Raw genomic sequence first — 24,743 nt, forward strand, 5'->3', positions numbered from 1 at the left:
AAAACGGTTATGACAGTATTAAATTCAAAAATTCCAGCCGGGCCATTAGCTGAAAAGTGGTCGAAACACAAAGCTGCTATTAAAGTAGTTAGCCCTGCGAATAAGAGAAAATTAGATGTTATCGTTGTAGGAACCGGTTTAGCCGGTGGAGCTGCTGCCGCTTCAATGGCAGAAATGGGTTACAACGTAAAAGCATTTTGCTACCAGGATTCAGGTCGTAGAGCTCACTCTATTGCTGCACAAGGTGGTATTAACGCTGCTAAAAATTATCAAAACGATAACGATTCAGTTTTTCGTTTATTTTATGATACAATTAAAGGTGGTGATTACCGTGCTCGCGAAGCAAACGTTCATCGTTTGTCTGAGGTAAGTGGTGACATCATCGATCAATGTGTTGCTCAAGGTGTACCTTTTGCACGTGAGTATGGTGGAACCTTATCTAACCGTTCATTCGGTGGTGTATTGGTAAGTCGTACTTTCTATGCTCGTGGTCAAACCGGACAACAGTTATTGTTAGGTTGTTACGCTTCTATGAATCGTATGATCGGACAAGGACAAATTGAGATGCACGAACGTAACGAGTTATTAGATATCGTTATTATCGAAGGAAAAGCTCGTGGTATTATTACTCGTAACCTTGTTACAGGTGAAATCGAACGTCATGGTGCTCATGCTGTAGTTCTTGCAACAGGTGGATATGGTAACGTATTCTTCCTATCTACAAATGCTATGGGATGTAATGGTGGTGCTGCTTGGCAAGCCTATAAAAATGGTGCTTGTTTTGCAAATCCTTGCTATGTACAGATTCACCCAACTTGTATTCCTATTCACGGAGAACAACAATCAAAATTGACATTGATGTCGGAATCGTTACGTAACGATGGTCGTGTTTGGGTTCCTAAGAAAAAGGATGATGCAATTAAATTGCAAAAAGGTGAAATTACTGCTAACGACATTGCTGAAGAGGATCGTGATTTCTACTTGGAAAGAAGATACCCATCATATGGTAACCTGGTTCCTCGTGATGTTGCATCTCGTGCAGCAAAAGAAAGATGTGATGAAGGTTTCGGTGTAAACGAGACTGGTAAAGCCGTTTATCTTGACTTTAAATATTCTATTGAAAGATTAGGTAAGGATGTAATTGAAGCTCGTTATGGTAACTTGTTTCAGATGTATGAGAAGATTACTGATCAGAACCCTTACGAATTGCCAATGCAAATTTATCCAGCTATTCACTACACAATGGGTGGTATTTGGGTAGATTATAACCTAATGACTAACGTTCCTGGTTTATACGCTATTGGAGAGGCTAACTTCTCTGATCACGGTGCGAACCGTTTAGGAGCATCTGCTTTGATGCAAGGTTTGGCTGATGGATACTTTGTATTGCCATATACAATTGGTGATTATCTTGCTGATGAAATTCAAGTTCCTCGTATCGATGTAAATCACCAAGAGTTCGTAAAGAAAGAGAAAGCTGTTTCAGATCGTATGTCTCGTTTGTACAACATCAAAGGAAACAAATCTGTTGACTCTTTCCACAAGCGTTTAGGACACATTATGTGGGAATACGTTGGTATGGCTCGTAATGAAGAAGGTCTGAAACTAGCTATTAAAGAGATTCAGAAAGTTCGCGAAGATTTCTATAAAGATCTTCGTATTCCTGGCGATTATGATGCTATGAATATTGAATTGGAAAAAGCTGGTCGTGTTGAAGATTTCCTAGATTTAGGTGAATTAATGGCTCGTGATGCTTTGGATCGTAAAGAATCTTGTGGTGGTCACTATCGTGAAGAATCAACAACTGAAGATGGTGAAGCGAAACGTGACGATGAGAACTTTGCATATGTTTCAGCTTGGGAGTACCAAGGTGAAGGCAAAGATCCTATTCTACACAAAGAAGATTTAGTATTCGAGAATGTGAAGTTAACTCAACGCTCATATAAATAGATATGAGATGTGAGATATGAAAAATGTGGAAATCTGAAATGATTCATTATCTAGTATCTCAAATCTAGTATCTCAAATCTAAAAAAAATGGCAGATAAGATATTAAAAGAATTAACATTAAAGATTTGGCGTCAGAAGAATGCTAAGTCTCAAGGTAAGTTTGAAACTTACAAAATCAATAATATTTCAACAGGTACATCATTTTTAGAAATGCTTGATATTCTTAACGAGCAGTTGATTAATGATGGTCAGGAACCTGTAGCATTTGATCATGACTGTAGAGAAGGAATCTGCGGAATGTGTAGCTTGTTCATCGATGGACGTGCTCACGGACCAGATGATGATATTACTACCTGTCAGTTACACATGCGTAAATTCGAAGATGGTGCAACCATTACAATCGAACCTTGGAGAGCTGGTGCATTTCCAGTAATCAAAGATTTAATTGTAGATCGTACTGCATTCGAAAAAATCCTTCAAGCAGGAGGTTATATTTCTGTTAACACTGGTGGTGTACCTGATGGTAATGCTATTCCTATTGCTCAGGATGATGCTGAGGAAGCTATGGATGCAGCTGCTTGTATTGGCTGTGGTGCTTGTGTTGCGACTTGTAAAAACTCATCGGCTATGTTATTTGTTTCAGCTAAGGTATCTCACCTTGCGAAACTTCCTCAGGGTCGTGTTGAGGCTGCTCGCCGTGCGAAAAACATGGTTGCAAAAATGGATGAAATGGGATTTGGTAACTGTACCAATACCGGAGCTTGTGAGGTAGAATGTCCTAAAGGAATTTCTATTGCTAACATTGCTCGTTTGAACCGTGAGTTCTTAGCAGCTAAAATTAAGGATTAATTTAGACTGAAATCCAAATATCGAGAGCGTTGCCTTAGGGTAACGCTCTTTTTTATGCGTATTTACAGATTCTTTCCAATTACTAATAATTTGAAATTCTAAGTGTCAGATTTGAATTCTTCTTTATGGTAATATAACTGGTATCTTTCTTATACACCTGAACCAAAACGCTAAAAACCCCTTTGTTAATATTTCCCAGTTGCTTTGCTGCTGATTTAGATAAATCGATAATACGTGCATTAACAAATGGACCACGATCGTTAATACGGACGATTACAGACTTTTTATTAGTTAAATTAAGCACTTTTACCCAAGTGCCAAAAGAAAGGCTTGGATGAGCTGCAGTAAACTTGTTTTGATGAAATATTTCTCCCGATGCTGTTTTATGCCCTTCCAAATAATTTGAGTAGTAACTGGCTTTTCCAAACTCATAAAAACACTTTTTTTCTTGAGATTTTTCCTGAAGATTTAGCAAAAGAACGCAGACACATAAATAAATCGATTTCATAGTAGTACTTAAATGGATAAGAACAAAAAAATCCGACCCAAAGGCCGGATTTTATGACATTTTTATAGCTTCGATTATTCTTCCGAATTATCCTCATTCTCCGAATTATCTGCCATATTCATTTGGTAAGCTTCATTAGCAACGACATCAACCAAATTCTTAACAAAATACATATCATGCATTGAACTATAGATTTTATCCAATTGTGCTAGCGTCTCCTCTCCAATTAAATCAGACAGAATAACACTTGTTTCATCATCAAATGTAATTTTAATGTCGAATGCTCGTCTGCAAAATGCTCCATCGGCTTCTTCTTCACCTTCTGTTTCGCCTTCAGAAACAGTTGTATCATCCAATATTTCAATTATAGCATCTTCTTGCTGTTCACCATTGAGATAAACCATATAATCATTGCTATCAGAGTTTTTAACAATTTTAATATCTCCAATGCTTAAAGCATACTCATATTCAGCTCCAGCTTCATTAGTAGCACGGATGTATTCAACTTCCTCCATGTATAAAACCTCATCGCCCATTTTTAAGCTGTATGCAAACTCGGTAGTATCGCCAAACATAAATTCATGTCCCACAGAATATCCATTGGCAAAACCAAATTCAGAGACATAATTAAATTTCCTGTCTGGTGACATATTCATATTCCAATCAACAAAAATTTCACCAGCGGCCTCTTCTTCAATCTTAATATCAGCATCTAATAAATAGTCAAACATAAATCCATCACTATTCATTACTGTTGATGAATGATATTGCGAAGTACTAACTTCAAAATCATTATCTAATTCAGCATCTCCTTCTTCTTCCATATACAATTTCCATGGACTTGTTGCTTTTTCCTGAGGCAAATGAATAATAAATAGTTCACTATCTCCTGTTCTTTCAAAAACATGTTTTTTATACATTTTTGTTTCTGTAGTCTCTTCTTCTGCCTGAGTAAACTCATAAATTCCCTGAATATCTGCTAAAGTAATTTCACGGTTAATTGAAAATCTATCATCCGACTCCTCCTCTGTACCATCTTTAGTGTTCGCACTCATAGTAATTAACTCAAACCCTGGCGATGCTGTAATTTCTCCTACTGCTTCGCTTAATGTTTTTGATTTAAGCTCTAATGATTGTTCTAAGTTCTGATCCTGATCTTGTGATTTTGAGCTGTCCGAATCGGAACAACTCCAAATTGTTGCTGAAACAAACAACAACATACCAACAACAACAATGTTTCTTTTCATATTCCTAAATTTTAGTTGATAATAATCTAAATTGTAAATTACTACTGATCATATATCAATAGCTTTAGACTTAGTACTTAATTTTTAATCGACATTTTGTATTGGTACAATAAGAATACCGTACTAAAAATTTATGCTATGAATTTTATCACACCGCACTTAATCAACTACAATACTGGCAATTAACTAGTCGGCTTTAAAATATTTTGGAATATTAAAATTTTAGAATTAGACAAATTTGTAGAAAAGAATGGACAAATGTGTAGAATTGTTCTACATAAGAAAAGCAACTATTCCCTGAATATATTAATAGAAGTTATCCAAAAAATTTACTGATATTATCATTCTAATCATATCGAATCATTTCCAAGAATGAAATATTTTACTTTGTTTACTGTATCACTATATTTAAGATACCCTCTAACTATCAAAGTATTACGCTATCTTAATTTAAAATTAATTGGAACAATTGTATAGAGCTTTACAGGTAATCCATTCTTAATTGCAGGTTTCCAAGCTGTACATTGTTGCACTGCAACAGCTGCAGCTTTATTTAATTCTGGCTGTACTCCTCTAAAAATATGAATATCGCAAGGTTCACCTTGTTCTGAGATTGCAAAAAGAATGAGAACGCACCCACCAATTCCTTTTCTTGCACAAGATTCGGGATAGTTTACAAACCTTGCAATATCTTTTTGTAAATCTAGAGGGTGTTCCTTATATTGGGCTAAAGTATCTGCATTGGCATAAGTATTATTAGGCCAATAATGCTTTTTATTATCGGTAAGAAAGGATTTAACCAAAACACCTTTCTTATATGTATTAACTTCTGTGATAATATTATCGGTATAACGCATCCATTGGCCGTGTTTAATTAAAGGAAACAAATTAGTAGCGATTCCTTTCATCCAAAGTTCTCCCTTGTAATTGTAGTCTTCTACCAAATATCCCCCAGTAATTTTATTAAATTTTCGAGTAAAAGATTTATTCTCATATTTAACAAGATATGAATTATCATCCTTTGATTTAATGGTACGATTAACTAGATTTTTCCACTCTCCATTACTATATATATCTTCGACCATAATCGAAGTTTTATTATTTTTTTTCTTAACAGTAACACGGAAGTCTGCACCTTCTTTCGTTGGTAATGGATTATGATTTTTAAAATAAACTATTGTATCATTTTGAGCTAAGCAAACAATTGGAAACAATATAACTATGAGGGCAAATAATATCTTACGCATAATTTTTATGTATTATAAATACAAATATAGCATAATTTTTAGGTTGTTAGTAAAATTATTTGAGGCTGTGCTAAATCTTATGCGAACGGTAAAATAGAATGCCTTAAATTTATTATCTTCGTACTTCGCTAAAATAAATATTACTAATTTTTTTTTAATGCCTTACCGCCGATTACCAAATACAGATGCAGCACGTTTGCGTGCCTTAAAAGCCGCTTTAAGCATAAGCATGAGAGTAAATCGTTTCGATCTTGCTTATTCCTATTCTTTGTATCAAAGAATTGAGACTTTTGTTCCCCATTACGAACTGGCAATAAGAAATTATAAACAGGCATTAAGTCAGCAGTCGAAAAAAAGTAAAGACTATAACGAAAAGCTTAGAAAAGCCAAACTATACATTTCACACTTTATTCAAGTATTAAATTTTACGATTATAAGAGGTGAACTTAAGCCAGAAGTAAGAGAATTTTATGGCCTTAAGAAAACATCAAAAGCAACTCCATCACTGCTAAAAGATAAAAAAGTAATTGAATGGGGAGAAAAATTAATTAAAGGGGAACAGGAACGCACCAGGATGGGTGGTAATCCTATATACAGCCCTTCTATTGCTTTGGTAAGAGTGAATACCGAAAATTTTAAAGAGGCTTTTGATTGCCAAAAAACACTACAAAATAACACCCATCGATTTTCAGAAAAGGTTGCGGAATTTCGCGAAAATGCTGATAAACTTGTTTTGGAACTTTGGAACGAAGTAGAACAGAAATTTGAAGATTTCCCTGATGAAATTAAACGCGAGAAATGTAGCGAGTATGGTATAATTTATATTTGGAGAAAAGGAGAACGCGAAAGACTAGAACAACTTAAGAAAGCTGAAGAAGACAGTTTAATTTTGCCTTTTACAAGTTCTAAAGAAATAAGTCATAAGAATTAAAACAAAAATAATAGATAGGATTCCAGGTACAAAAAAGTTATCGTTCGCTCCTACTGTTTCTATTTCTTTGGGCAAATTGCCTTTACTTATAAAGTATTTTGCGAAAACTGCCAGTCCGTTATTCACTAAATGAGCAATAATTGGCACCCACAAACTTTTAGACCAAATTAAAAGATATCCGAAAAGAATACCCATTACCATTCGCGGCAACAGACCAAAAAATTGCATGTGCAAAGCGGCAAACAAAAAGGCTGTAATTACAATTCCCCAATGAACATTTTTAGTAATTTTAGAAAAGAGCCCCTGAATAACACCTCTAAATAAAAGTTCCTCTCCTAATGCAGGAATAATAGCAATTACCAAAAGATTAACCATTAAATCGGGTACAGATTTCATTTCCAAAAACTTCTCAATAACAACTTTAGCTTGTTCCTCACTGGATTTCATCCAGTTCTCTATGGATGACATAAAATCGGGTAAATGTAAATAAGAATTAATTTCGGCTAAAAAATTAATCATTGGTAGCGACACAACTATAATAATTGTAGCCAAAATAATATTTCTTAATTTAACTTTTTGCTGCAAATACAAGTACTCTTTAACCTTATGATGAACCAGATAGGCAAAAATAAATGGGGGTATAATAAACATACCTATGGAATATACCGATTGATAAAATTTAAGAACAGAAATATTTACCATATCGCTATAAATATCGACCGATTGAGTGGCTGTTAAAATATTTATACCATAAATAAAATAAGCCAATACACTACCTGCAAACATGGTAAGCAGGAAAGACCCAAACACGATAATTAAACTCAGAAATAATTGAGAAATCGGCGAATATTGATTAAAAGATCCTTTTAACATCTGTAATTATATTGATTGAATAACAAAAGTAAGAATACATTTGTGATAAGTAATAAGTAAAAATGATCTAATTTCTACAATAGCTAAAAATGAATACTTTTTTACAAATTTGATCATGAATGATAGCTTTAAAAAGCTAAACTTGTAATAAAAAAAACATCCATACAAGATAGCATGGATGTGTGAATGTGAAGTATAAATATTTATTAGAAAGCTTTAAATAGTGACAAGCATATTTTTCTACCTTGAGATCTGTCAACAGCTCCGAATTCAAACTGACTTCTAAGTTCCAAATTTAATTTAGCTTTAGGAAACATACAGGTTACCTCTGGACCAACTGCAAATATCTTATCTTTTACGCTAGCATCATAAAAAACATCGTTTCCTTTATCTTCAGACAATTGCCAATGCGAATAACCCGAAACCCCAACATTCCAAATTTGCTTAGAAACAATGGTTTTTCCAATTCCCCATTCAAACGTAAAATCATCACCCGGGGTCACATCATAATCTTTTTTCTCTCCATGCATTTCATATCTATTTAAAATAGATGCATGCCATGATTTCTTTGAATCAAAATAATAGGTTCCTCCGAAAGTAAACATTCCTGTCCAAAAGCTTTTCCCTGGCGAAGCTGCTTCGGTAATATCGTAACTACCCACTGGTGCTATGGTAGCCAAAGCAACAGATATATCATATTTTGGCTTGTTCCAGGACAATAAAATTGGTTCTATTACAATATCTCCAATTCCATATTTACTATCGTTTACACCAAAGGCACCAATGCTTATGTCTGTATTTGTTGTGGGAACCAACACATGCATTCCATAATTAGCGCCAAATATTACATCTTCCCATACATAAAGAAAACGATGAACGTTGGCAAATACATTTACATCAAAATCAATTTCGGATTTATTACCGTCTCCATCGTAATACGAATCGGCCGAATAAAATACATTGTGCATTATATAATAAAAACCTGGAGGAGGAAGTGTTCCAACTTTTATTCCCTGCACTCCGGGTGAATAATGTCCTGTTTCCTGACTAAACAATTTCGCAGATACTAAACTTAGTAATAGCGAGAATAAGATTACTAATGATACTTGTGTTTTCATAGGTTTTAGGTTTAATTACTTAATGTGAGTAAAAATAATTATGAACTATACATCGTATTAAAAATTTAGCAGATTTTGAATATTTGTTTTTAATAATGAAATAATTAGCAGCATACATATTAGTACAACCGCTATGGTCATTATTTCGCTTATGCTTTTATTTTTTTGCTCTTCCATTTGTTAAGTATCAATCGTCTAATATTTGTAAAATGATCGGTTACAGGCCCTAAGGGACATAAGTAGTTACACCAGGGTCTCTTTATAAATACAGAAGAAACCAAAACAACTCCAAGTATTGCAAATTGTAAACTGCTACCTGTAAGTTTAAAAAGTGTACCAAATATTTCGTAACTGGTAACGCCAGGATTTCTTAACAATAATGCAGTAACAATAGCAAATAGTGTGAGTGCTCTTAATGCCCATTTAAATACATTCTTAAATTTCCCTACTGAACGGTTTTTTGCACCCCCAACTAAACCCATGCACTCTTGTGCTGCACCAAAAGGACAAAACCAAGAACAGTATGCATTTTTATTATCGATAGTGAAAACAAAGAAAACCCCACCCAAAAGTAAATACCAATACAAATGAGAATGTAAGGGAGGAAAATAGCCTAAAAGCAACTGGTTAATCATAGAAAGTGTAAACGGTTGATTGAATGAAAATCCAATTACAAACAAACCAGCAAGCATTGTTCCCCAACGAGCAATTTTTGTGTACTTAAATGATTTTTTATGAGCAATATAACCCACTAAAAAAAGCAAGAGTAATGCAATTTCAGGAATTCCAAATTTTATAGATGGCCTTATCTCTTTAGGAACATGTAAACCAAGCACTTTGGCTGCTACAAAACGATTCCCTTTTTTTGAAGCTTCGACTATAGCACGCGACGAATAGGTGGCACTGGAAATACCATCTATGCCTTTTCCTAGCGAATATTCCTCATCATAAGTTTTACCAATAATTTTATCGAGAAATTTTTTATCCAATACCTTCTCAAGATAAGAAGGTGTTTCTTTTGAATTAATAACTGCCAAATTAGATATACATCCTGTTGAATCGACAACCACAGCCATTTGTAAAGGACCACCATAGCCCATTGACGACTCTATTGTTAGGTAAGCAAAATTCTCGCCTTCTTCATTATATAATTTGTAAGTTGAATTGTCAATTTCTTCCAACTTTATAATCTCAGGCATTTTTTCCTTAATACTTAAAAGAATATCTGAATTCTCAAGTTGTCTACCTGCAAACCAGGCAATTACTATTATAATCATGGCAATGATAGCCATTGCTGTTTCTAATTTCTTTTTTTTTGTTTTATTCTTACACATTGTAGTTAATTCTAATAGATGCTATCACAAAAATTATTATTGTTTCCTAGCGATTATACAAAGCGCATTATTTCATCAATCCTTTCCCCTGTAGCGGATTTAGCATTCTAAAATTTCTTCTCTAAATTTCTAAACTGATTAATTATTACTTTCCTATAATTCCAAAGGTGAATAACAAAAATAAGTAGGAGTAACAATCCGAGTTTGTTGTGGATTCCACCTAATATTTTAGCCATATCAGTATCAGGAAAAATAAATGCTGCACTAAATGCAGTTAACATACATAACGAGAATGTAATAAATAAGAGTAAGTTCGAGATTTTATATTTATCCTTAAGCTTTAATGTAAAAAGCTTCTTTACCCAATCTGTTTTTACAAACAGATGAAGTAGTAGCAAGGGAGTAGATAGTATTGCCAGTATCTTATGAAATGGAAACCAGAAATGTGCGTCAAATCCCATTAATGTAGAATCTAGAGGTGATCCCGTATGATATTTTAGCAAAATAACACCTGTAGCCAATAAAATAATAAAAGGCAGTAGGGCAATTGCATAAATGTAAAAACGTGTTTTATTAACTGATATATTCATACTTAATTAATTTCAACTTTATGAATAGCAAATTCGTGACATTCTTTCATACACAATCCGCAAGCGATACATAAATCAGAATATAAGAAAGCCTTTTTCTTTCCCTTTATTTTAACTTTTAAGCGTCCTTTAAAGGGTAACTTTTTAATTTGATCATCGCTTAACGTAATCATCTTAATTGCTGTTTGCGGACAAACATCAATACATTTTCCACAGCCATCACAGGATATCTCGTCAATACGAATTACTCCATTTTTAATACTTAACTCCTGCTCAATTTTACGGGCAATAATTCTCTGTTTACAATTCATTATTACGTTTTAGCGTTTATCAAAAACAATATTTTTACTGGCAATATTTTTTTCAAGTAAATAGTCTCCAATAGATTTATTAAACTCCTTTGAACCAACTACATAATAAACATTTTCACAATTATTAATATGCTGATTAATAGATTCATATAAATTATCTCTATTGCAAACCAGTACATTTTTTATCTTTTCTGCAGAAAAACTCTCCAACTCATTTTTATATACAAAATTTCCCGAACGATCGATATTAATATTAGTGATAGGAAAAACTTGTGATGAATTTTTGAAAATAGTTAGAATTAGAGGCCTAAAAGTGGCTATTCCAACTCCCATACTTATTAACACAATGGGTTTATCGAACTTTTGCTTTTTAAAATGATTCCCTATTTTAAACATCCTAATCTGATCTCCAATTTTGAGCTTTAGTAGGGCTTGCTTAAACTTTGATGGATTCTGACGAATTCGAGTTGTAAAGCCAATCAGTTTTTCATCTGGATGGCTCATAATTGATAATTCCCGTAAGCTTTCTTTATTTACTTTTTCTCCATTCTGCAAATCTGAACTTAAAAAATGGGCATAAGCTCCGGGCTCCCATTTAATCTTTTCGGGAACCGAAAATTTAAACGTATAAGTATCCGAAGATTCCATTTCAATTTTAATTAATGTAATCGCTGTTGAAATACGTTTAACAATTGTTGTAATCATACTAATAATTTAAAATTCCCAATACACTATAAATGTTTATAATGATTTAAAAAGTTTCATCTTAAAAATAAACCTGAGTCTAATATTTTTAATAGCTTATCAAACTCAGGTTACGACTCTAACTGTATACTAATTATTTAACACTTTATTTTTAACAATCCTCTTACTTAAGGATCTGTATAGCAATACTACCATTATTAAAATTGGTATACCCATAAATACAAGGGTAAGCCAAGCAGCACGAGGTTCATGCTCTTGGAAGGATGCAATAAAAGTTTGCCCCAGAAACATGAATGTTACAAAAGACAGGATTAATAAAATCCACTCAAACCATTTTAGTTTTAAAGAAATTTTTTTGAGATAATGCCATATCAATACAGCACCTCCACCCATTAAAAAACCAACTAAAATATACCAGAACCAAATCCAAGTAATTAATCTCATTTTTTTTAGATTTTTAGATTTGATATATGAGATTTAAGATGATATACACCTATTTCTTCTATCCTATAAATCAAATCTCTATTTGTATATTAATTAATGCCAATCGAGCCAATAGCTCGGTAGAGAGATACAAAATTATAAATCTCACATCTGATAAATTAAACCTTTTTAAGACCGTGATTTATCAAGACCTAATAAAGGAATATCCATTGGATCAAGATCCCATGGTGTTTTACTTAAATCGGGCTCTGCACCATAACCAAATACATCATCCATTTTTCTGATTGCGGCATTTAACTGAGGTGCTGATCCTATTGATAAACGAATGAGATCGTGCAATACGGCTTCGTCGAATTTTGTAAATGGACAAACTGACTGACAGCGGCTGCAATCGGGCTCTCCACCCAACATATAGGTATAACATTTTTTACTGTCCATATACCACCCTTTTATCCCTTCGGCCTGACATGCAGCCTGTCCACCCCAGAATGGTTCATCTTCCATACTAATGGCTCCTGAAGGACACATTTCGGCACATTTTTTACATGCAACACAAAATTTTGAAATTCCGGCATCAATTGGTTTTGTTACCGCCAATGGCATATCGGTAATGGTGACCATCACTGTTCTGATATTGGTTCCCCACTGAGGACTAACCAGGATTCCAGCTCTTCCGTACTCTCCCATTCCCGACATCACACCAAAACCTACCAAACGACCTATAGATTCGGTATCTCCACCATAAGCCTGGTATCCTAAGCCTCTTAAAAAGACACTTAATCTATTACCAAAGATATTTGCTCTTGAATAACTCATGGTATTACTTGATGCCCAACTCATACGCTCGGTATATTGCTGCATCCACAATGATTGTGGTATTACAGAACAAACAGCCCATAAATCTTTATCTGGTAACACGTATTTATTTTTTTCCGGATCTGCGTATCCTTTTTCAACGTTTTCAAATTTGATTTTGCCCCAAAGTAATTTCTTTGTTCTTTCATCAAGTTTAACAAAACCCATATCAGCAGCTCCCATAATTCTTCCTGCAGTTCTTAGCATTCTGGAATTTTCTTCGGGTGTACCTTTATGCTTGGGAACTCCATAATCTTCAGGAGTATAAAACATAGTTGGATGTTCCCATTGAGGATTGGCTTTTACATCTGCTCCCGTCCATGGCGGAGCCAAATCAGCTCCTGAGCGTCCGCCCCATCCCCAACAATTGGCATCGGCCAAAGCTCTGTCTTTTAAAGAAAGACCCGGAACATTGTCCTGGACATTTTTTTTGGTTGATGCAATATTTCTTTTATAAATTTCGAAGTACTCCTTTGGGTTTTCCCAGGAAGCAGGGTTAAATAATGTTTTTTCCGGCCCCTCAAAAATTTCCATATTATCCCAATCGATTTTTACGGTTGGTTCATCTACTTCTTTAACCCAGAAGGGTAATTTTCGCTCGGCTAAAGGAGAAGCCATCATTTCATCCAGATCTTTAAAGCCTGCTGCACTAACTCCAGCCGCACCTAACCCAACTGCACCAGCTCCTAAACCTAACATTTTCATGAAATCTCTTCTGCCTACCGTTGAATGATATTTTTTCTTTGCCATTTTGTAACTGTTTTTATTCAACACCTAATTCATTTGTCTGAGAAACTTCCTCATGTACACAAAACTAAGTGCCTTAGTCAATATTAATAAGATGCTAAAAGCGGATTATATGGTACTTTTCAACGGGATACAAAGATTTATTTAATAAACACCTGTAAATCAAATGGTATGATGGAACTCTATAAAAAGGCAAATTGTATTTTTCGAAAGCAGGAATTATGAATGATATAAAATGAGAGCAAACAAAAGTCTGGTTTAATTTCTAATTGGCAGTAGACCATTTTCACTAAAAAAACCTATCCGGGATAACAATCCCAAATAGGTTTCAGTGATTTTTCACTGTAAGAACAGAAAATATTTAGTATTAATTTATTAGTTTTCCGTTCAAATAAATGCTTGTCTCTACCGGAGTTTCGTAAACTATACCATCACCTGCAAAACAACAACGTAACGACTGAACTGCAAATTCATTTGCTAAATCTTTATCAGCATCACTTTTAACAAGGATTCTAGTTACAACATCAGTCATTTCTCCTGTCATTGTTGGAGTCATAAAATTATTTTCTCTGTAATTGAACTGATGCTCAACACCGAAATCGTCAATTTTAACACCTTTTTTTGCAAAATATTTAAAGTTTGCAGTAAGTTGACTCATCAAACAAAAAGAAGTACCTAAAGTAAAATATTCTCTTGATGTAGGTGCGGCAATGGCTCCTTCATAACCACGGCTATCGTCAGAATAAAGCTCCCAGGTTTCGTAATGTGCAGTTAACGATTTTGCTCTTAATTTATGCAAATATGGACGTTTAGCATCATGAGCCGATTCTGCAATACCTACTTCTGAGAAGATCAAGTCATTTGAAAGATCATTCATATTTAGTTTTGCGTCTTCTTTTACAACTATTGTCTCTAATTTTAAAGGAGCAGTAGTATTTGAAATTGTACGACCATTATCCGTTGAAACAGGCGATGGAATTTGTCCTGCCTGGGCTGCTTCTCCATCCCACTCATCACCATTAATTATATTAGCTTTATTAATTGGAGTTTTGTTAGCCAATGATTCACCAATAGACCAGGCTCTAACAGCCATTTTCTTTAATTCTTTAATCTTTTCAACTGGCTCCTTACTTTTAACAACAATATTTGTAACCACTTTATCAGTAAAACCAGACCATTCATCGGTCATAATATCACTCCATCTGTAGAAAAATTCTGTTTCCACTTTTACATCTTCAACCTCTAAACCCATTATTTGTATGCATCTTTCTACCTGAGTTAATAGATCTGAAGCTGCTCCTACTGTAAAATATGTTAGTGGATTTGGTGCGCTTTGAGGATTACCACCTTCGTCGCTTGTCATCTGCCATGCGCTAAGATTTTCTTCACCTACCGTTTTTACTACACCTTTTTTAAGGAAAGGCTTTTCGTTATTTAGAATTCGTTTGGCCGAAGTAACCACATTCTCGTTAATAGCTCCATTTACAGGTGTTGCTTTAGTTGGATAAAATGTAGTAGGCTGGTTAAAATTATCTACTCTTTTTATAACTGAATAATTTTCTTGAGCATAAGTTGCTCCAGTACTAAGTAAAAGAGCTGTTAGCATAGCAATCGCTCTTAAGTTTTTCATCATTTTTGTTTTCATTTTTTCTAAGTTATTATGTATTTGAATCATGTTTATAACTGTTTAAATATTACATTACAAAGATGAGGCGAAAACAAGCACGTGAAAAGGTTAATAAAAGATGCGGAATGGTAAAAGTGTAACCTGGGCATTAATTTTAGTCTTGTAATATGTCTGAAATGATAATTTGGTGGTAATTTATTGTAATAACTGTAGGAAATAGAAGGGTTTATCAGTGAGAGAATTATATCACGAAAGACACGATAAACACCAAATAAATTGAATTGCAATTTAAATTCAGATCTTAAAATAATATGGTATTCGTATATCGACGTTGCATTTGATTATTAGAATGCGATTACTATCGATGCGTACGGCAAACCTGGCAGAATTAAACAATAATTTAACTCTTGATTTAAACTCCTAAATATTGATCTAATAGCTAAAAAGCCACAAGCCAAGCTTTCTCATGTTTACATCATGATAAGCAATAACTTGTGACTTCAATTACTTTGGAAAGATTAAAAAATAAAGTTAAAATTTCATACAATTATTTTCGCTTTCCAGATCCTTTCAATTCCATCATAAAATCTTTAAATGCTGGCAAAAGGTTTTCGAATAAAGGATTCGACTTTTGTTTCATCATTACACTTGTAAATAGTTTTAATCCAAGACCAAATGCCGCAGCATCATTCCCAAGCTCGGGATGTTGTTTTAATTTCTCAACAATTACAAAAATATCCTCGCGACTCTCAGCTTCAAAACAAAGTGTTTTTTCTCCAGTAAGCTCTTCTACAGTAACTTTATATTCTTTCATATTTTTCTTAAACATTATTGTGATTTTAAAATGAATAATTCAATTTTCATCTGTTATTAGTTAAGGAGTTTCCCGTTTTGGTAAATGCCAACTTTTGTTGTGGTAGCCCCTAAAATTGTTATCTGTTTCATCTTTGAAATATTACACCACAAAGATGTGTGGAAATCAAAATGTGATAAAGGTAAAGCTATGTATAACGATGGTAAATCTGTAACCTGAATCAGATATAAGTCTTCAGATAAGACTTACATTTCAGGTGTAATTATGAAGTATTACGAAATTATTTTGGCAGATCGGGTACTAGTCTGCTCAAACTCATATCGAATATTTTACTTTTAATGGTATGTAAGAAAAATTACAAATCCATTTAAATGCCATTGTTATTACAATCTAATACACCAAATTCCCCATATAACTATGCTAAAACATTACGGAATTCAAGTGGCGTTAAACTGGTATGTTTCTTAAAATATTTAAGAAAATTTGTAGGTTCATCAAAACCCAATGCAAAAGCAACTTCTTTTACCGATAGTGAAGTGGACACCAACATCCTTTTCGCTTCTAAAATCACATAACTATCAATAAAAGATTTTGTTGTGGTTTTTACAATTTCTTTACACACCTCGTTTAAGTGTTTGTAGGAAATAGCAATATCGGAAGCATAAACTTTGGCATCGCGGGTTTTTGAATAATTTTTCTCAACAAGAAATTTAAATTGATTAAAGTACTCCAGATACTTACTATCGACAGTTTTTTCCGGATGAGTATTTTCATCGTTTAATTTTAACAGATAAACAGTTAATAGGGCTGCAATAATATTGGCTTGTGAAGACGAATTGCTATTTAGTTCCTCTTTTAGCTTGTTAAATAAAGTTTGATTGTAGTCGGGATTGTTAATTTTTTCTTGTCTCAAAAAGTAATTGTACAAATGATTTATTCGGGCAATAGATGCCTGAGCCATATATTTCTGCATAAAAGCTTCGGAAAATACCACCAAATAACCTTTGTAATCAGCATCTTTTTCAAAAGCATGTATCTGCCCCTTCGAAATAACCATTACATCACCCTCGCGCAAATTGTAAACTTTAAAATCAACTACATGATTAACCTCACCCTCTGTAATTATCAGGATTGCATAAAAATTTAAACGATGTGGTAAATAAGGGCTGTGGTCGGAAGGATTAAGTTCATCAGTAATTAACTCTTCAAGTATATAGAACTGAAATCCCTTTATTTGTAATTCCTTGTCTTTCCAAAATGTTATTTCCGGGATCTTTTTCATAAGAGGTGATTCAGTTTCATTAGGCAATAAATTAGTTGATCAGCAAAGTCTATTCAATTAATTTAATACATTAACCATAAATTTGGTATTTTTTTCTTATTTCCTTTCTGTAAGTCGATGGACTTTTACCAGTTTCACGTTTAAAAAACCTGCTAAAATAAGAGGTATCATCAAAATTAAGACCATAACCTATTTCAGCTGTTGTAGCTTCGGTATTGGCTAGCCTACGTTTGGCTTCAAAAATTATTTCCTGCCGAATCAGTTGGCCAGGCGAATAGCCAGTAATATCTTTAACCGTATCCCTAAGGTGAGTTGCACTAATACCAATTAAATCGGCATACTCCTGTACCGAACGAACAGTAAGATAATTTTCCGATACCAATTGCCTAAATTGGCGCACCATTGCATTAGACCTGTCTAAAATATCTTTATTTTGTTTTTTAGCATAAATTCTAAACAAACTAACCAACAATATATGCATATAAGCTCGAAGAATCGAAAGACCACGATCAGCCGTCCGTGAATACTCTTCTTTTATATTGCCAATTAGCTCATTTATTTTTGGTAAATCTTCAGCGGCAATACAAAGCTGCGAAGCTTTACTTAGGCCATTAAAAATAGACAAATCGCCCTCATGATTAAAAGCTGTGGAAGGAGGAATCAAAAACTCCCTTGGGAAAAGAAATACGCTTCCTTTCAACTTTTTTTTCAATTTCCAAAAATGTATTTGTCCTTTGGAAAGAAAATAAAAAGCAGGTGGCTTAATATCAAAGGTTTCGTAATCAATTATATGCTGTCCCTCGCCATCTTTAATAAATAAAATTTCGAAATAATCATGCCGATGAGGATTTTCAGCTTGAGCCCTACTATTCATTACATCGTATTCAGTCAATACAAAGGGAAAATTCGGATCAATTAGAAGAGCAGGATGACCTTCTGTAATATTTTCATACTGATGTGTTTCCGAATAATGATGAAATGGAATATCTTCCTTATTGGTTAATTTCATTTAGTTTAGTTCTGATGGTTAAATTCAGGGCTCAATATCATGATGAGAATCATAGATCATCAACAGCTTCAAGATAGCAAAAATAAGCTTATGCAAGTCTAAATCTACAAAACCTATAATCAGTATAAAATGATATAAAACAGATTAATTACCTATTCAAACATTCACTTATTTACACATTAACTATTATCATTATATTTGTGCCTGATTAAAAAAAAAGACAAGTGAAGATAGGAAAATTGGATTTAGGGGAAAAGCCGGTATTACTGGCTCCGATGGAAGATGTAACTAATCCGCCATTTCGAGTTTTGTGTAAACGCTATGGTGCCGATTTAATGTATACAGAGTTTATTTCGTCGGATGCGTTAATTCGATCGGTGAACCGAAGCATGAAAAAGCTTACCATTTTAGAAAAAGAGCGCCCTGTTGCCATTCAAATTTATGGAAAGGAAGTTGATCCTATGGTTGAAGCAGCAAAAATTGTAGAGCAGGCAAATCCCGAATTTATCGATCTTAACTTTGGTTGTCCGGTACGTAAAGTTGCCACTAAAGGTGCCGGATCGGGCATGCTTCGAAACATTCCACAACTTTTAAAAATTACAGAATCAGTTGTTAAAGCTGTTAACATACCGGTAACGGTAAAAACTCGTTTGGGCTGGGACGAAGATTCTAAAGTAATTGTAGAGCTGGCTGAAAAATTACAGGATGTTGGTATTGCCGGACTTACGATTCATGGAAGAACCCGTTGCCAGATGTACAAAGGCGAAGCCGATTGGACTTTAATTGGGGAAGTGAAAAATAATCCTCGCATGCACATTCCTATTATCGGAAATGGTGATATTACCAATCCTCTTAAAGCCAAAGAAGCCTTCGATAAATATGGAGTTGATGCGGTAATGATTGGACGTGCTGCAGTTGGTAAACCCTGGATTTTTAGGGATGTAAAACATTATTTAGAAACTGGTGAACTGCTTCCTCCCGCTACTGTTTCTCAGCAGGTAGAAATGCTAAAAGAACAGATTGATGCTGCCATTGAATGGATAGATGAAATAAGGGGAATTCTTCACATGCGCCGCCACATGGCAGGTATGTTTAAAGGCCTTTTTAACTTTAAGCAAACACGTATTGAAATGTTGCGAGCGAACAATTATAAGGATTTAATGCTGATATTAGATAGAATTGCGGCTGAATGGGGCCAAATTCAAATTGATGATGAATAAAAAAAAGACGCATTAGCGTCTTTTTTTTATTCCATAATCTTAGGCAATTCTTTTATAAAATAATCGGGGTCGAATACCGCATAAGACTCCAGTCTCCTGCTCCATTTCATACTCGATGTTTTAATATATCCTTTCTGTAAACTTCTAATTTGATTTTCGTTAAGCTCTAGCTCGGCGCTAAAAATAGAAAATCCATAATTGGGATATTCTTTAGGCTCAAAATCTTTAGCATACTGCAAGCTAACAATCTCACCATTAGATAACTCCAAATCTATTTTTGATTTTTTAGTAATGAATCCAAAAAAGCGAAATCCTTCCTCTTCCAGAATTTTCCATTCTGTTTTTAATACTACTTTATTATTTTTCGAGATAATCTGAAAATTACATTTAATTGTATTCTTCTTACTATTAAACTTAGCTAGCTTAGCGCTTTCTCCTTTTATTACCACTATCGATTCTAAATCGATATCTTTTAAAACAATAGGTTTACTTATTTCTTCCTCCGATTTTACAGCCGCAGCTATCATTATTTCTTCTGCTTTTACCTCTTCATATTTCCAGGTGCCGTTATCGAAAAGCAGAACAACTTTTCCTTCCGGAGTAGTCATCCGCATTTGAGCCTCTGTTTTAAAAAATCCGGCAAGCAAAATTAGTACAATCAGTAAGTATTTCATGTTTCTACAATTTATTCGATAATAGCAGGCACAGATTTAATAAAATAGGAAGGTGCAACTACCTTATACTCTTCTGTTCGACGACTCCAGTTCATTTTAGCTTTAAAAACAATACCATTACGAAGAATACGTAGCTGATCTTTACTTAATTCTACTTCTGCCGAATAGGTTGAGAATCCATATCTCTCATACTCTTTGGGTTCAAATTCTTTTGTATACACTAAATCGACAGTTTTACCACCAATTAACTCCAGGCTAAGTGAGTTTCCTTCTTTAATAAATCCAAAGTAAGAATATGCTTCGCCATTCATAATTTTCCAATCGGTTTTTAATATTGCTTTTCCATCTTTCGATGATAAAGTAAAATCGCAACGAACAATATTTTTCTGCTTAAAATACTTCGATAATTTAGCACTAGGACCTTCTATAAACGCCTTTTTTGCCACCTCGGCATCTTTTAGTGAAATCGGACTATCATCAATAACAGTTTTTGTCATTGTTTTTAAATTCTCAGTTTCTGCTCCATGCTCTTTTTGAGGAGCTTCCTGATTTGCTCTTGCGGGTGCTTTAACATCGGCATAAGTCCAGGTACCATTATCGTAAAGAATTACCACTTTACCATTAGATGTTAATGCAGTTTGTTGTGCCTGAACAAATTGGCAAACACCAAATACCAGACAACAGAAAACGAATAAATTTTTCATTTTGTAATGATTTTATAAGTTATAATTTTTCACAATCCATTTATAATGAATGAAAAATTGTTTACGCGAGTGGGATTTTTATCAGTTAAACTGTAAGAATCGTTTGGTGATGTAATGAACAGGAAAACGAGAAGCCATATATCCAATCAGTACAACAGTTGTAAAGATGATAAAAATATCGCTAAAATGCACCTCTACCGGATAAGTATCCAATATTCCTCCCAATTCGGAAAATTTTATGAAGCCAAATTTCTTCTGTAAAAGACAAACGCTTGCACCTAAAAAAATACCTAATATTCCTCCCGATAAGGTAATTAACCATCCTTCCATCAGGAATATTTTTTTTATAATTTTTTCGTTAGCTCCCATGCTTCGCAACGTAATTATATCCTTCTTTTTATCGAGAATAAGCATGGTAAGCGATCCAATAATATTAAAAGATGCTATAATGAGAATAAATGCCAGGATAAAAAAGATAGCCGTTTTTTCGGTTTGCATCATTTTAAATAACACGTCGTGCAATTCGTAACGGTTTTTAACCACAAACTTATCACCAAGAATTTCCTGAATATTTTCTTTTACACTTTCAATTTTACCCGAATCGCTAACAGCTAATTCAATAGCACTAACCTCTTTGTTATAGCTAAAAAGATTACGCGCAAAACTTAATGGAACAAGTACGTATTGGGAATCGAATTCGGCCTGAATCATAAAATAGCCCGAAGGATACAAATACTTAACATTAAAAGCACTCATTGGGTTATGCCCAATTTTAGCATTTCGTCTGGGCACATAAAACTTAATAGGATCGACAAAAGTAAGACCAACTCCTAAATCGAGGGCAACACCATATCCCAATACGGTAAACTGATGTTTAGGTGAATCTAACAGAAAATTCCCTTCTACCATCATGGTATCCATTCCTGTCATTAGAGTAAAGTCTTCGTCTACTCCTTTTACAATTGCAGGACGCTGGCGATTGCCATATTTTAGCAAGGCATTTTCCTCTAAAACCTCAGAGTAAAACACCACGTTTTCCATTTTTCGAATTTTCTCGAAAGTTGAATCGGGAATAAAAGTCTTTCCTTTTGCGGGTACAATTTTTAAATCGGGATCGAAACTTCCATACAATTCGGAAATCAGGCCATTTAATCCATTAAAAACCGATAAAACAATAACCAAAGCCATGGTACCCAAACATACACCAATAACCGATATCAGCGATATGATATTAACAACATTCTGCTTTTTTTTTGAAAAAAGGTAACGCTTAGCTATGTGAAAAGGAAGATTCAACTTGCAGGAAATTAAGACAATAAACTGTCTATATTCTCGATATAATCTAATGAATCATCGATAAAAAATGCCAATTCGGGAACAATACGAAGTTGTTTCCCAACTCTTCGGCCTAAAATTCTTCTAATGTTTTTCGAACTCATTTTAATTAGCTGAAGTGTTTCTTCCGATTTATCGGATGGAAAAATACTAAGGTATACTTTAGCCAAGCCTAAATCGGGACTTATTCGAACTGTTGTAACCGATATCATCCTTCCTCCGAAGAGATTACGTGATTCTACCTGAAAAATTTCTCCTAAATCCTTTTGTAACAATCTTGAAACTTTGCTTTGTCTTGTGCTTTCCATATATACTCTTCTATTTTTTTTACAAAGATAGTAGAATTATAGTGAATAAGGTTGTAGTAAATGAGTTAATGTGTGAATGAGTAAATGAGTGACTGATCATCTAATTGCAAAATAAACATGAATAATTCCTCCTAAAATTGAACCACGAATTCACGAGTAATTTCGTTTATACACAAGAAAATCGATAACATTTTTAAGTTATTCTAACATATTGATTTTATGACTGGTTTAATAGAATAGCCAAACCCGACTATGTTTGAATAGCAAACATTTAAATTCGCGAATTCATGATGATTTTTTTATACAACAAACTATTAGGGGCATTGTTAGTATGGAAATTCTTACCTAAAAAAACACAATTACGAATTCATCATTTCTAATTCTTAATTGAATATCTACATTTGCAGAATGGCAGAATGGATAGAATATGGATACTGGGGTTTATTTATGGCCTGCTTTTTAGCTGCCACCATTTTGCCTTTTAGCTCGGAGGCCATTGTAAGCCTTTGTGTTTATTCTGGTTTTGATATTGGCTTAACCATTGGAATTGCCACTTTTGGAAACTGGCTGGGTGGACTTAGCAGTTATTATTTAGGATATCTGGGCAAGTGGGAATGGATAGAAAAATTGCTTCGTGTAAAAAAAGAAAAAGCCGAAAAATCGAGAATTTATCTGCAAAACAAAGGAAATGCAATTGCCTTTTTTGCTTTTTTACCATTTATTGGCGACTTAATTCCCTTAGGTTTGGGCTTATTAAAAACCAATCCGTATTGGATGGCTTTGTTTATGGCAGCAGGAAAATTATGCCGGTACCTTGTTTGGACATGGCTTACCGTGCAAGCATTGGCATAAAACCTCGAATCGACAAGCTCCAAATCCCAAATTCACAAAATAAGGAAATTACAAACACACAAAACTTTACAATCAGCAACAGAAATGTGCCTTGCTATTTTATTTATCCGATAGGTTTCATAATTTTGCAAGATAATTTTTTTAAGTATAAACAGCTCAATATTTGAGCAAATAATGAATCAGATCATGGATACAGTAGTTAGTGGAATTCGATCTACAGGTAATTTACACCTGGGAAACTATTTCGGAGCAATAAAGAATTTTATTCAAATGCAGAACGATAACAATTGCTTTTTCTTTATTGCTGATTGGCACTCCTTGACTACACATCCGAACCCTGCAGATCTTCACTTAAATGTAAAACAAGTTTTAGCCGAATATCTTGCTTGTGGAATTGATCCTGAAAAAGCATCTATTTATGTACAAAGTGATGTGCCAGAGATTCCTGAATTGTATTTGCTAATGAATATGAATGCTTATTTGGGAGAATTGGAACGCACCACTTCTTTTAAAGATAAAGCACGTAAGAATCCTGAAAATGTAAACGCAGGATTATTAACTTATCCGGTTTTAATGGCTGTTGATATTTTAATTCATAAAGCACAGTATGTACCTGTAGGGAAAGATCAGGAGCAAAATTTAGAAATGGCTCGTAAATTTGCTAAAAGATTTAACAATTCTTACGGAGCAGAAACTTTCCCAATTCCTAAGCCTTATTCATTTACAGGAGAATCTGTAAAAATTCCAGGATTAGATGGATCTGGAAAAATGGGAAAATCGGAAGGAAATGCAATTGGTTTGGTCGAAGATCCAAAAGATATTCGTAAAAAAGTAATGAAAGCAGTTTCGGATAGTGGCCCAACAGAAATGAATCAGGAAAAACCTGAAGCCATTCAAAATCTGTTTTCTTTAATGGATGTTGTTTCAGAGAAAGATACTTACGACTTTTTCAACGATAAATACAACAATTGCGAAATTCGTTACGGAGATATGAAAAAGCAATTGGCCGAAGATATCATTAATTTTACCACTCCAATTAGAGAGCGATTTTTAGACATCTCACAAAATGATGCTTATTTAAGAAAAGTAACACAGGAAGGAGCTGAAAAAGCTCGTGAAAGTGCTGTGAAAACACTAGAAGAAGTTCGCAAATTATTCGGATTTAGAAAGTTCTAAAAAACGAATCATATCATTTCAAAATGCCATCTC

General features: G+C 34.0%; 25 protein-coding genes. 6 read left to right on the forward strand and 19 right to left on the reverse strand.

Annotated elements, in window-relative coordinates:
- Nucleotides 1-9 precede the first annotated feature (9 nt).
- Complete coding sequence (locus ACT3CE_RS04130) at nucleotides 10-1,950, forward strand: fumarate reductase/succinate dehydrogenase flavoprotein subunit (protein WP_444708488.1); 1,941 nt, start codon at nucleotides 10-12, stop codon at nucleotides 1,948-1,950.
- Nucleotides 1,951-2,037: 87 nt separating this feature from the next.
- Nucleotides 2,038-2,799 carry a succinate dehydrogenase/fumarate reductase iron-sulfur subunit gene (locus ACT3CE_RS04135; protein ID WP_444708489.1) on the forward strand — a complete coding sequence of 254 codons (762 nt, stop codon included), beginning with the start codon at nucleotides 2,038-2,040 and terminating at the stop codon, nucleotides 2,797-2,799.
- Between the two features lie 82 nt (nucleotides 2,800-2,881).
- Here the strand turns inward: ACT3CE_RS04135 and ACT3CE_RS04140 are convergent, their stop codons facing one another.
- The 3 genes from ACT3CE_RS04140 to ACT3CE_RS04150 all read right to left on the reverse strand — a co-directional run bounded on the left by ACT3CE_RS04140 (nucleotide 2,882) and on the right by ACT3CE_RS04150 (nucleotide 5,801).
- The gene (locus tag ACT3CE_RS04140; RefSeq protein ID WP_444708490.1) at nucleotides 2,882-3,307 is read right to left on the reverse strand and encodes a septal ring lytic transglycosylase RlpA family protein; all 426 of its coding nucleotides are present in this window, start codon (nucleotides 3,305-3,307) and stop codon (nucleotides 2,882-2,884) included.
- 74 nt (nucleotides 3,308-3,381) lie between these two features.
- Nucleotides 3,382-4,554, reverse strand: a complete 1,173-nt coding sequence (locus tag ACT3CE_RS04145; RefSeq protein WP_444708491.1) for a hypothetical protein — start codon at nucleotides 4,552-4,554, stop codon at nucleotides 3,382-3,384.
- 440 nt (nucleotides 4,555-4,994) lie between these two features.
- Nucleotides 4,995-5,801 (reverse strand): energy transducer TonB, encoded by an 807-nt coding sequence (locus ACT3CE_RS04150; protein WP_444708492.1) that lies wholly within the window; start codon nucleotides 5,799-5,801, stop codon nucleotides 4,995-4,997.
- A gap of 157 nt (nucleotides 5,802-5,958) precedes the next feature.
- Between ACT3CE_RS04150 and ACT3CE_RS04155 the strand changes: the two genes are divergently transcribed.
- Nucleotides 5,959-6,732 (forward strand): hypothetical protein, encoded by a 774-nt coding sequence (locus tag ACT3CE_RS04155; protein ID WP_444708493.1) that lies wholly within the window; start codon nucleotides 5,959-5,961, stop codon nucleotides 6,730-6,732.
- On the opposite strand, the gene ACT3CE_RS04160 is transcribed toward ACT3CE_RS04155, so the two are convergent.
- From ACT3CE_RS04160 to ACT3CE_RS04215, 12 genes are all read right to left on the reverse strand, one after another.
- The gene (locus ACT3CE_RS04160) at nucleotides 6,685-7,605 is read right to left on the reverse strand and encodes a lysostaphin resistance A-like protein (protein ID WP_444708494.1); all 921 of its coding nucleotides are present in this window, start codon (nucleotides 7,603-7,605) and stop codon (nucleotides 6,685-6,687) included. The genes ACT3CE_RS04155 and ACT3CE_RS04160 overlap by 48 nt on opposite strands.
- Nucleotides 7,606-7,811: 206 nt before the next feature.
- The gene (locus ACT3CE_RS04165; RefSeq protein WP_444708495.1) at nucleotides 7,812-8,723 is read right to left on the reverse strand and encodes a SphA family protein; all 912 of its coding nucleotides are present in this window, start codon (nucleotides 8,721-8,723) and stop codon (nucleotides 7,812-7,814) included.
- Nucleotides 8,724-8,872: 149 nt separating this feature from the next.
- Nucleotides 8,873-10,057, reverse strand: coding sequence for a 4Fe-4S binding protein (locus tag ACT3CE_RS04170; RefSeq protein WP_444708496.1), 1,185 nt, complete (start codon nucleotides 10,055-10,057; stop codon nucleotides 8,873-8,875).
- Nucleotides 10,058-10,164: 107 nt separating this feature from the next.
- Nucleotides 10,165-10,647, reverse strand: a complete 483-nt coding sequence (locus ACT3CE_RS04175) for a hypothetical protein (protein ID WP_444708497.1) — start codon at nucleotides 10,645-10,647, stop codon at nucleotides 10,165-10,167.
- 2 nt (nucleotides 10,648-10,649) lie between these two features.
- A complete protein-coding gene (locus ACT3CE_RS04180; protein ID WP_444708498.1) occupies nucleotides 10,650-10,958 on the reverse strand; it encodes a 4Fe-4S dicluster domain-containing protein in 309 nt (102 codons plus the stop codon).
- A 9-nt stretch (nucleotides 10,959-10,967) separates the two neighbouring features.
- Nucleotides 10,968-11,663, reverse strand: a complete 696-nt coding sequence (locus ACT3CE_RS04185; RefSeq protein ID WP_444708499.1) for an FAD-dependent oxidoreductase — start codon at nucleotides 11,661-11,663, stop codon at nucleotides 10,968-10,970.
- Between the two features lie 129 nt (nucleotides 11,664-11,792).
- A complete protein-coding gene (locus ACT3CE_RS04190; RefSeq protein WP_444708500.1) occupies nucleotides 11,793-12,107 on the reverse strand; it encodes a hypothetical protein in 315 nt (104 codons plus the stop codon).
- Between the two features lie 168 nt (nucleotides 12,108-12,275).
- A complete protein-coding gene (locus ACT3CE_RS04195) occupies nucleotides 12,276-13,712 on the reverse strand; it encodes a reductive dehalogenase (RefSeq protein WP_444708501.1) in 1,437 nt (478 codons plus the stop codon).
- Between the two features lie 364 nt (nucleotides 13,713-14,076).
- Nucleotides 14,077-15,354, reverse strand: coding sequence for an OsmC family protein (locus ACT3CE_RS04200; protein WP_444708502.1), 1,278 nt, complete (start codon nucleotides 15,352-15,354; stop codon nucleotides 14,077-14,079).
- Nucleotides 15,355-15,883: 529 nt separating this feature from the next.
- Nucleotides 15,884-16,165 (reverse strand): DUF3861 domain-containing protein, encoded by a 282-nt coding sequence (locus ACT3CE_RS04205; protein ID WP_444708503.1) that lies wholly within the window; start codon nucleotides 16,163-16,165, stop codon nucleotides 15,884-15,886.
- Between the two features lie 400 nt (nucleotides 16,166-16,565).
- Entirely contained in the window at nucleotides 16,566-17,432 is an 867-nt protein-coding gene (locus tag ACT3CE_RS04210; RefSeq protein WP_444708504.1) for an AraC family transcriptional regulator, read from the reverse strand.
- A 70-nt stretch (nucleotides 17,433-17,502) separates the two neighbouring features.
- Nucleotides 17,503-18,441: a helix-turn-helix domain-containing protein gene (locus ACT3CE_RS04215; protein WP_444708505.1), complete on the reverse strand. Its 939-nt coding sequence runs from the start codon at nucleotides 18,439-18,441 to the stop codon at nucleotides 17,503-17,505.
- Nucleotides 18,442-18,665: 224 nt separating this feature from the next.
- Here ACT3CE_RS04215 and dusB point away from each other — a divergent pair, with 224 nt between their 5' ends.
- The gene (gene dusB, locus ACT3CE_RS04220; RefSeq protein WP_444708506.1) at nucleotides 18,666-19,661 is read left to right on the forward strand and encodes a tRNA dihydrouridine synthase DusB; all 996 of its coding nucleotides are present in this window, start codon (nucleotides 18,666-18,668) and stop codon (nucleotides 19,659-19,661) included.
- A 26-nt stretch (nucleotides 19,662-19,687) separates the two neighbouring features.
- Here dusB and ACT3CE_RS04225 read toward each other — a convergent pair whose 3' ends face one another.
- The 4 genes from ACT3CE_RS04225 to rbfA form a co-directional block, all read right to left on the reverse strand.
- Complete coding sequence (locus ACT3CE_RS04225; RefSeq protein WP_444708507.1) at nucleotides 19,688-20,335, reverse strand: hypothetical protein; 648 nt, start codon at nucleotides 20,333-20,335, stop codon at nucleotides 19,688-19,690.
- Between the two features lie 11 nt (nucleotides 20,336-20,346).
- Nucleotides 20,347-21,039 (reverse strand): hypothetical protein, encoded by a 693-nt coding sequence (locus ACT3CE_RS04230; RefSeq protein WP_444708508.1) that lies wholly within the window; start codon nucleotides 21,037-21,039, stop codon nucleotides 20,347-20,349.
- Between the two features lie 81 nt (nucleotides 21,040-21,120).
- Nucleotides 21,121-22,335: an ABC transporter permease gene (locus tag ACT3CE_RS04235; RefSeq protein WP_444708509.1), complete on the reverse strand. Its 1,215-nt coding sequence runs from the start codon at nucleotides 22,333-22,335 to the stop codon at nucleotides 21,121-21,123.
- A gap of 11 nt (nucleotides 22,336-22,346) precedes the next feature.
- Nucleotides 22,347-22,682, reverse strand: a complete 336-nt coding sequence (rbfA, locus tag ACT3CE_RS04240) for a 30S ribosome-binding factor RbfA (RefSeq protein ID WP_444708510.1) — start codon at nucleotides 22,680-22,682, stop codon at nucleotides 22,347-22,349.
- A gap of 408 nt (nucleotides 22,683-23,090) precedes the next feature.
- Here rbfA and ACT3CE_RS04245 point away from each other — a divergent pair, with 408 nt between their 5' ends.
- On the forward strand, nucleotides 23,091-23,534 hold the full coding sequence (locus ACT3CE_RS04245) for a YqaA family protein (RefSeq protein ID WP_444708511.1): 444 nt from the start codon (nucleotides 23,091-23,093) through the stop codon (nucleotides 23,532-23,534).
- Nucleotides 23,535-23,720: 186 nt separating this feature from the next.
- Nucleotides 23,721-24,710, forward strand: coding sequence for a tryptophan--tRNA ligase (gene trpS / locus ACT3CE_RS04250; RefSeq protein WP_444708512.1), 990 nt, complete (start codon nucleotides 23,721-23,723; stop codon nucleotides 24,708-24,710).
- Nucleotides 24,711-24,743 lie beyond the last annotated feature (33 nt).

The organism is Marinifilum sp. RC60d5 (assembly GCF_052400665.1).
In the GTDB taxonomy this organism is placed as follows: domain Bacteria; phylum Bacteroidota; class Bacteroidia; order Bacteroidales; family Marinifilaceae; genus JBQTGK01.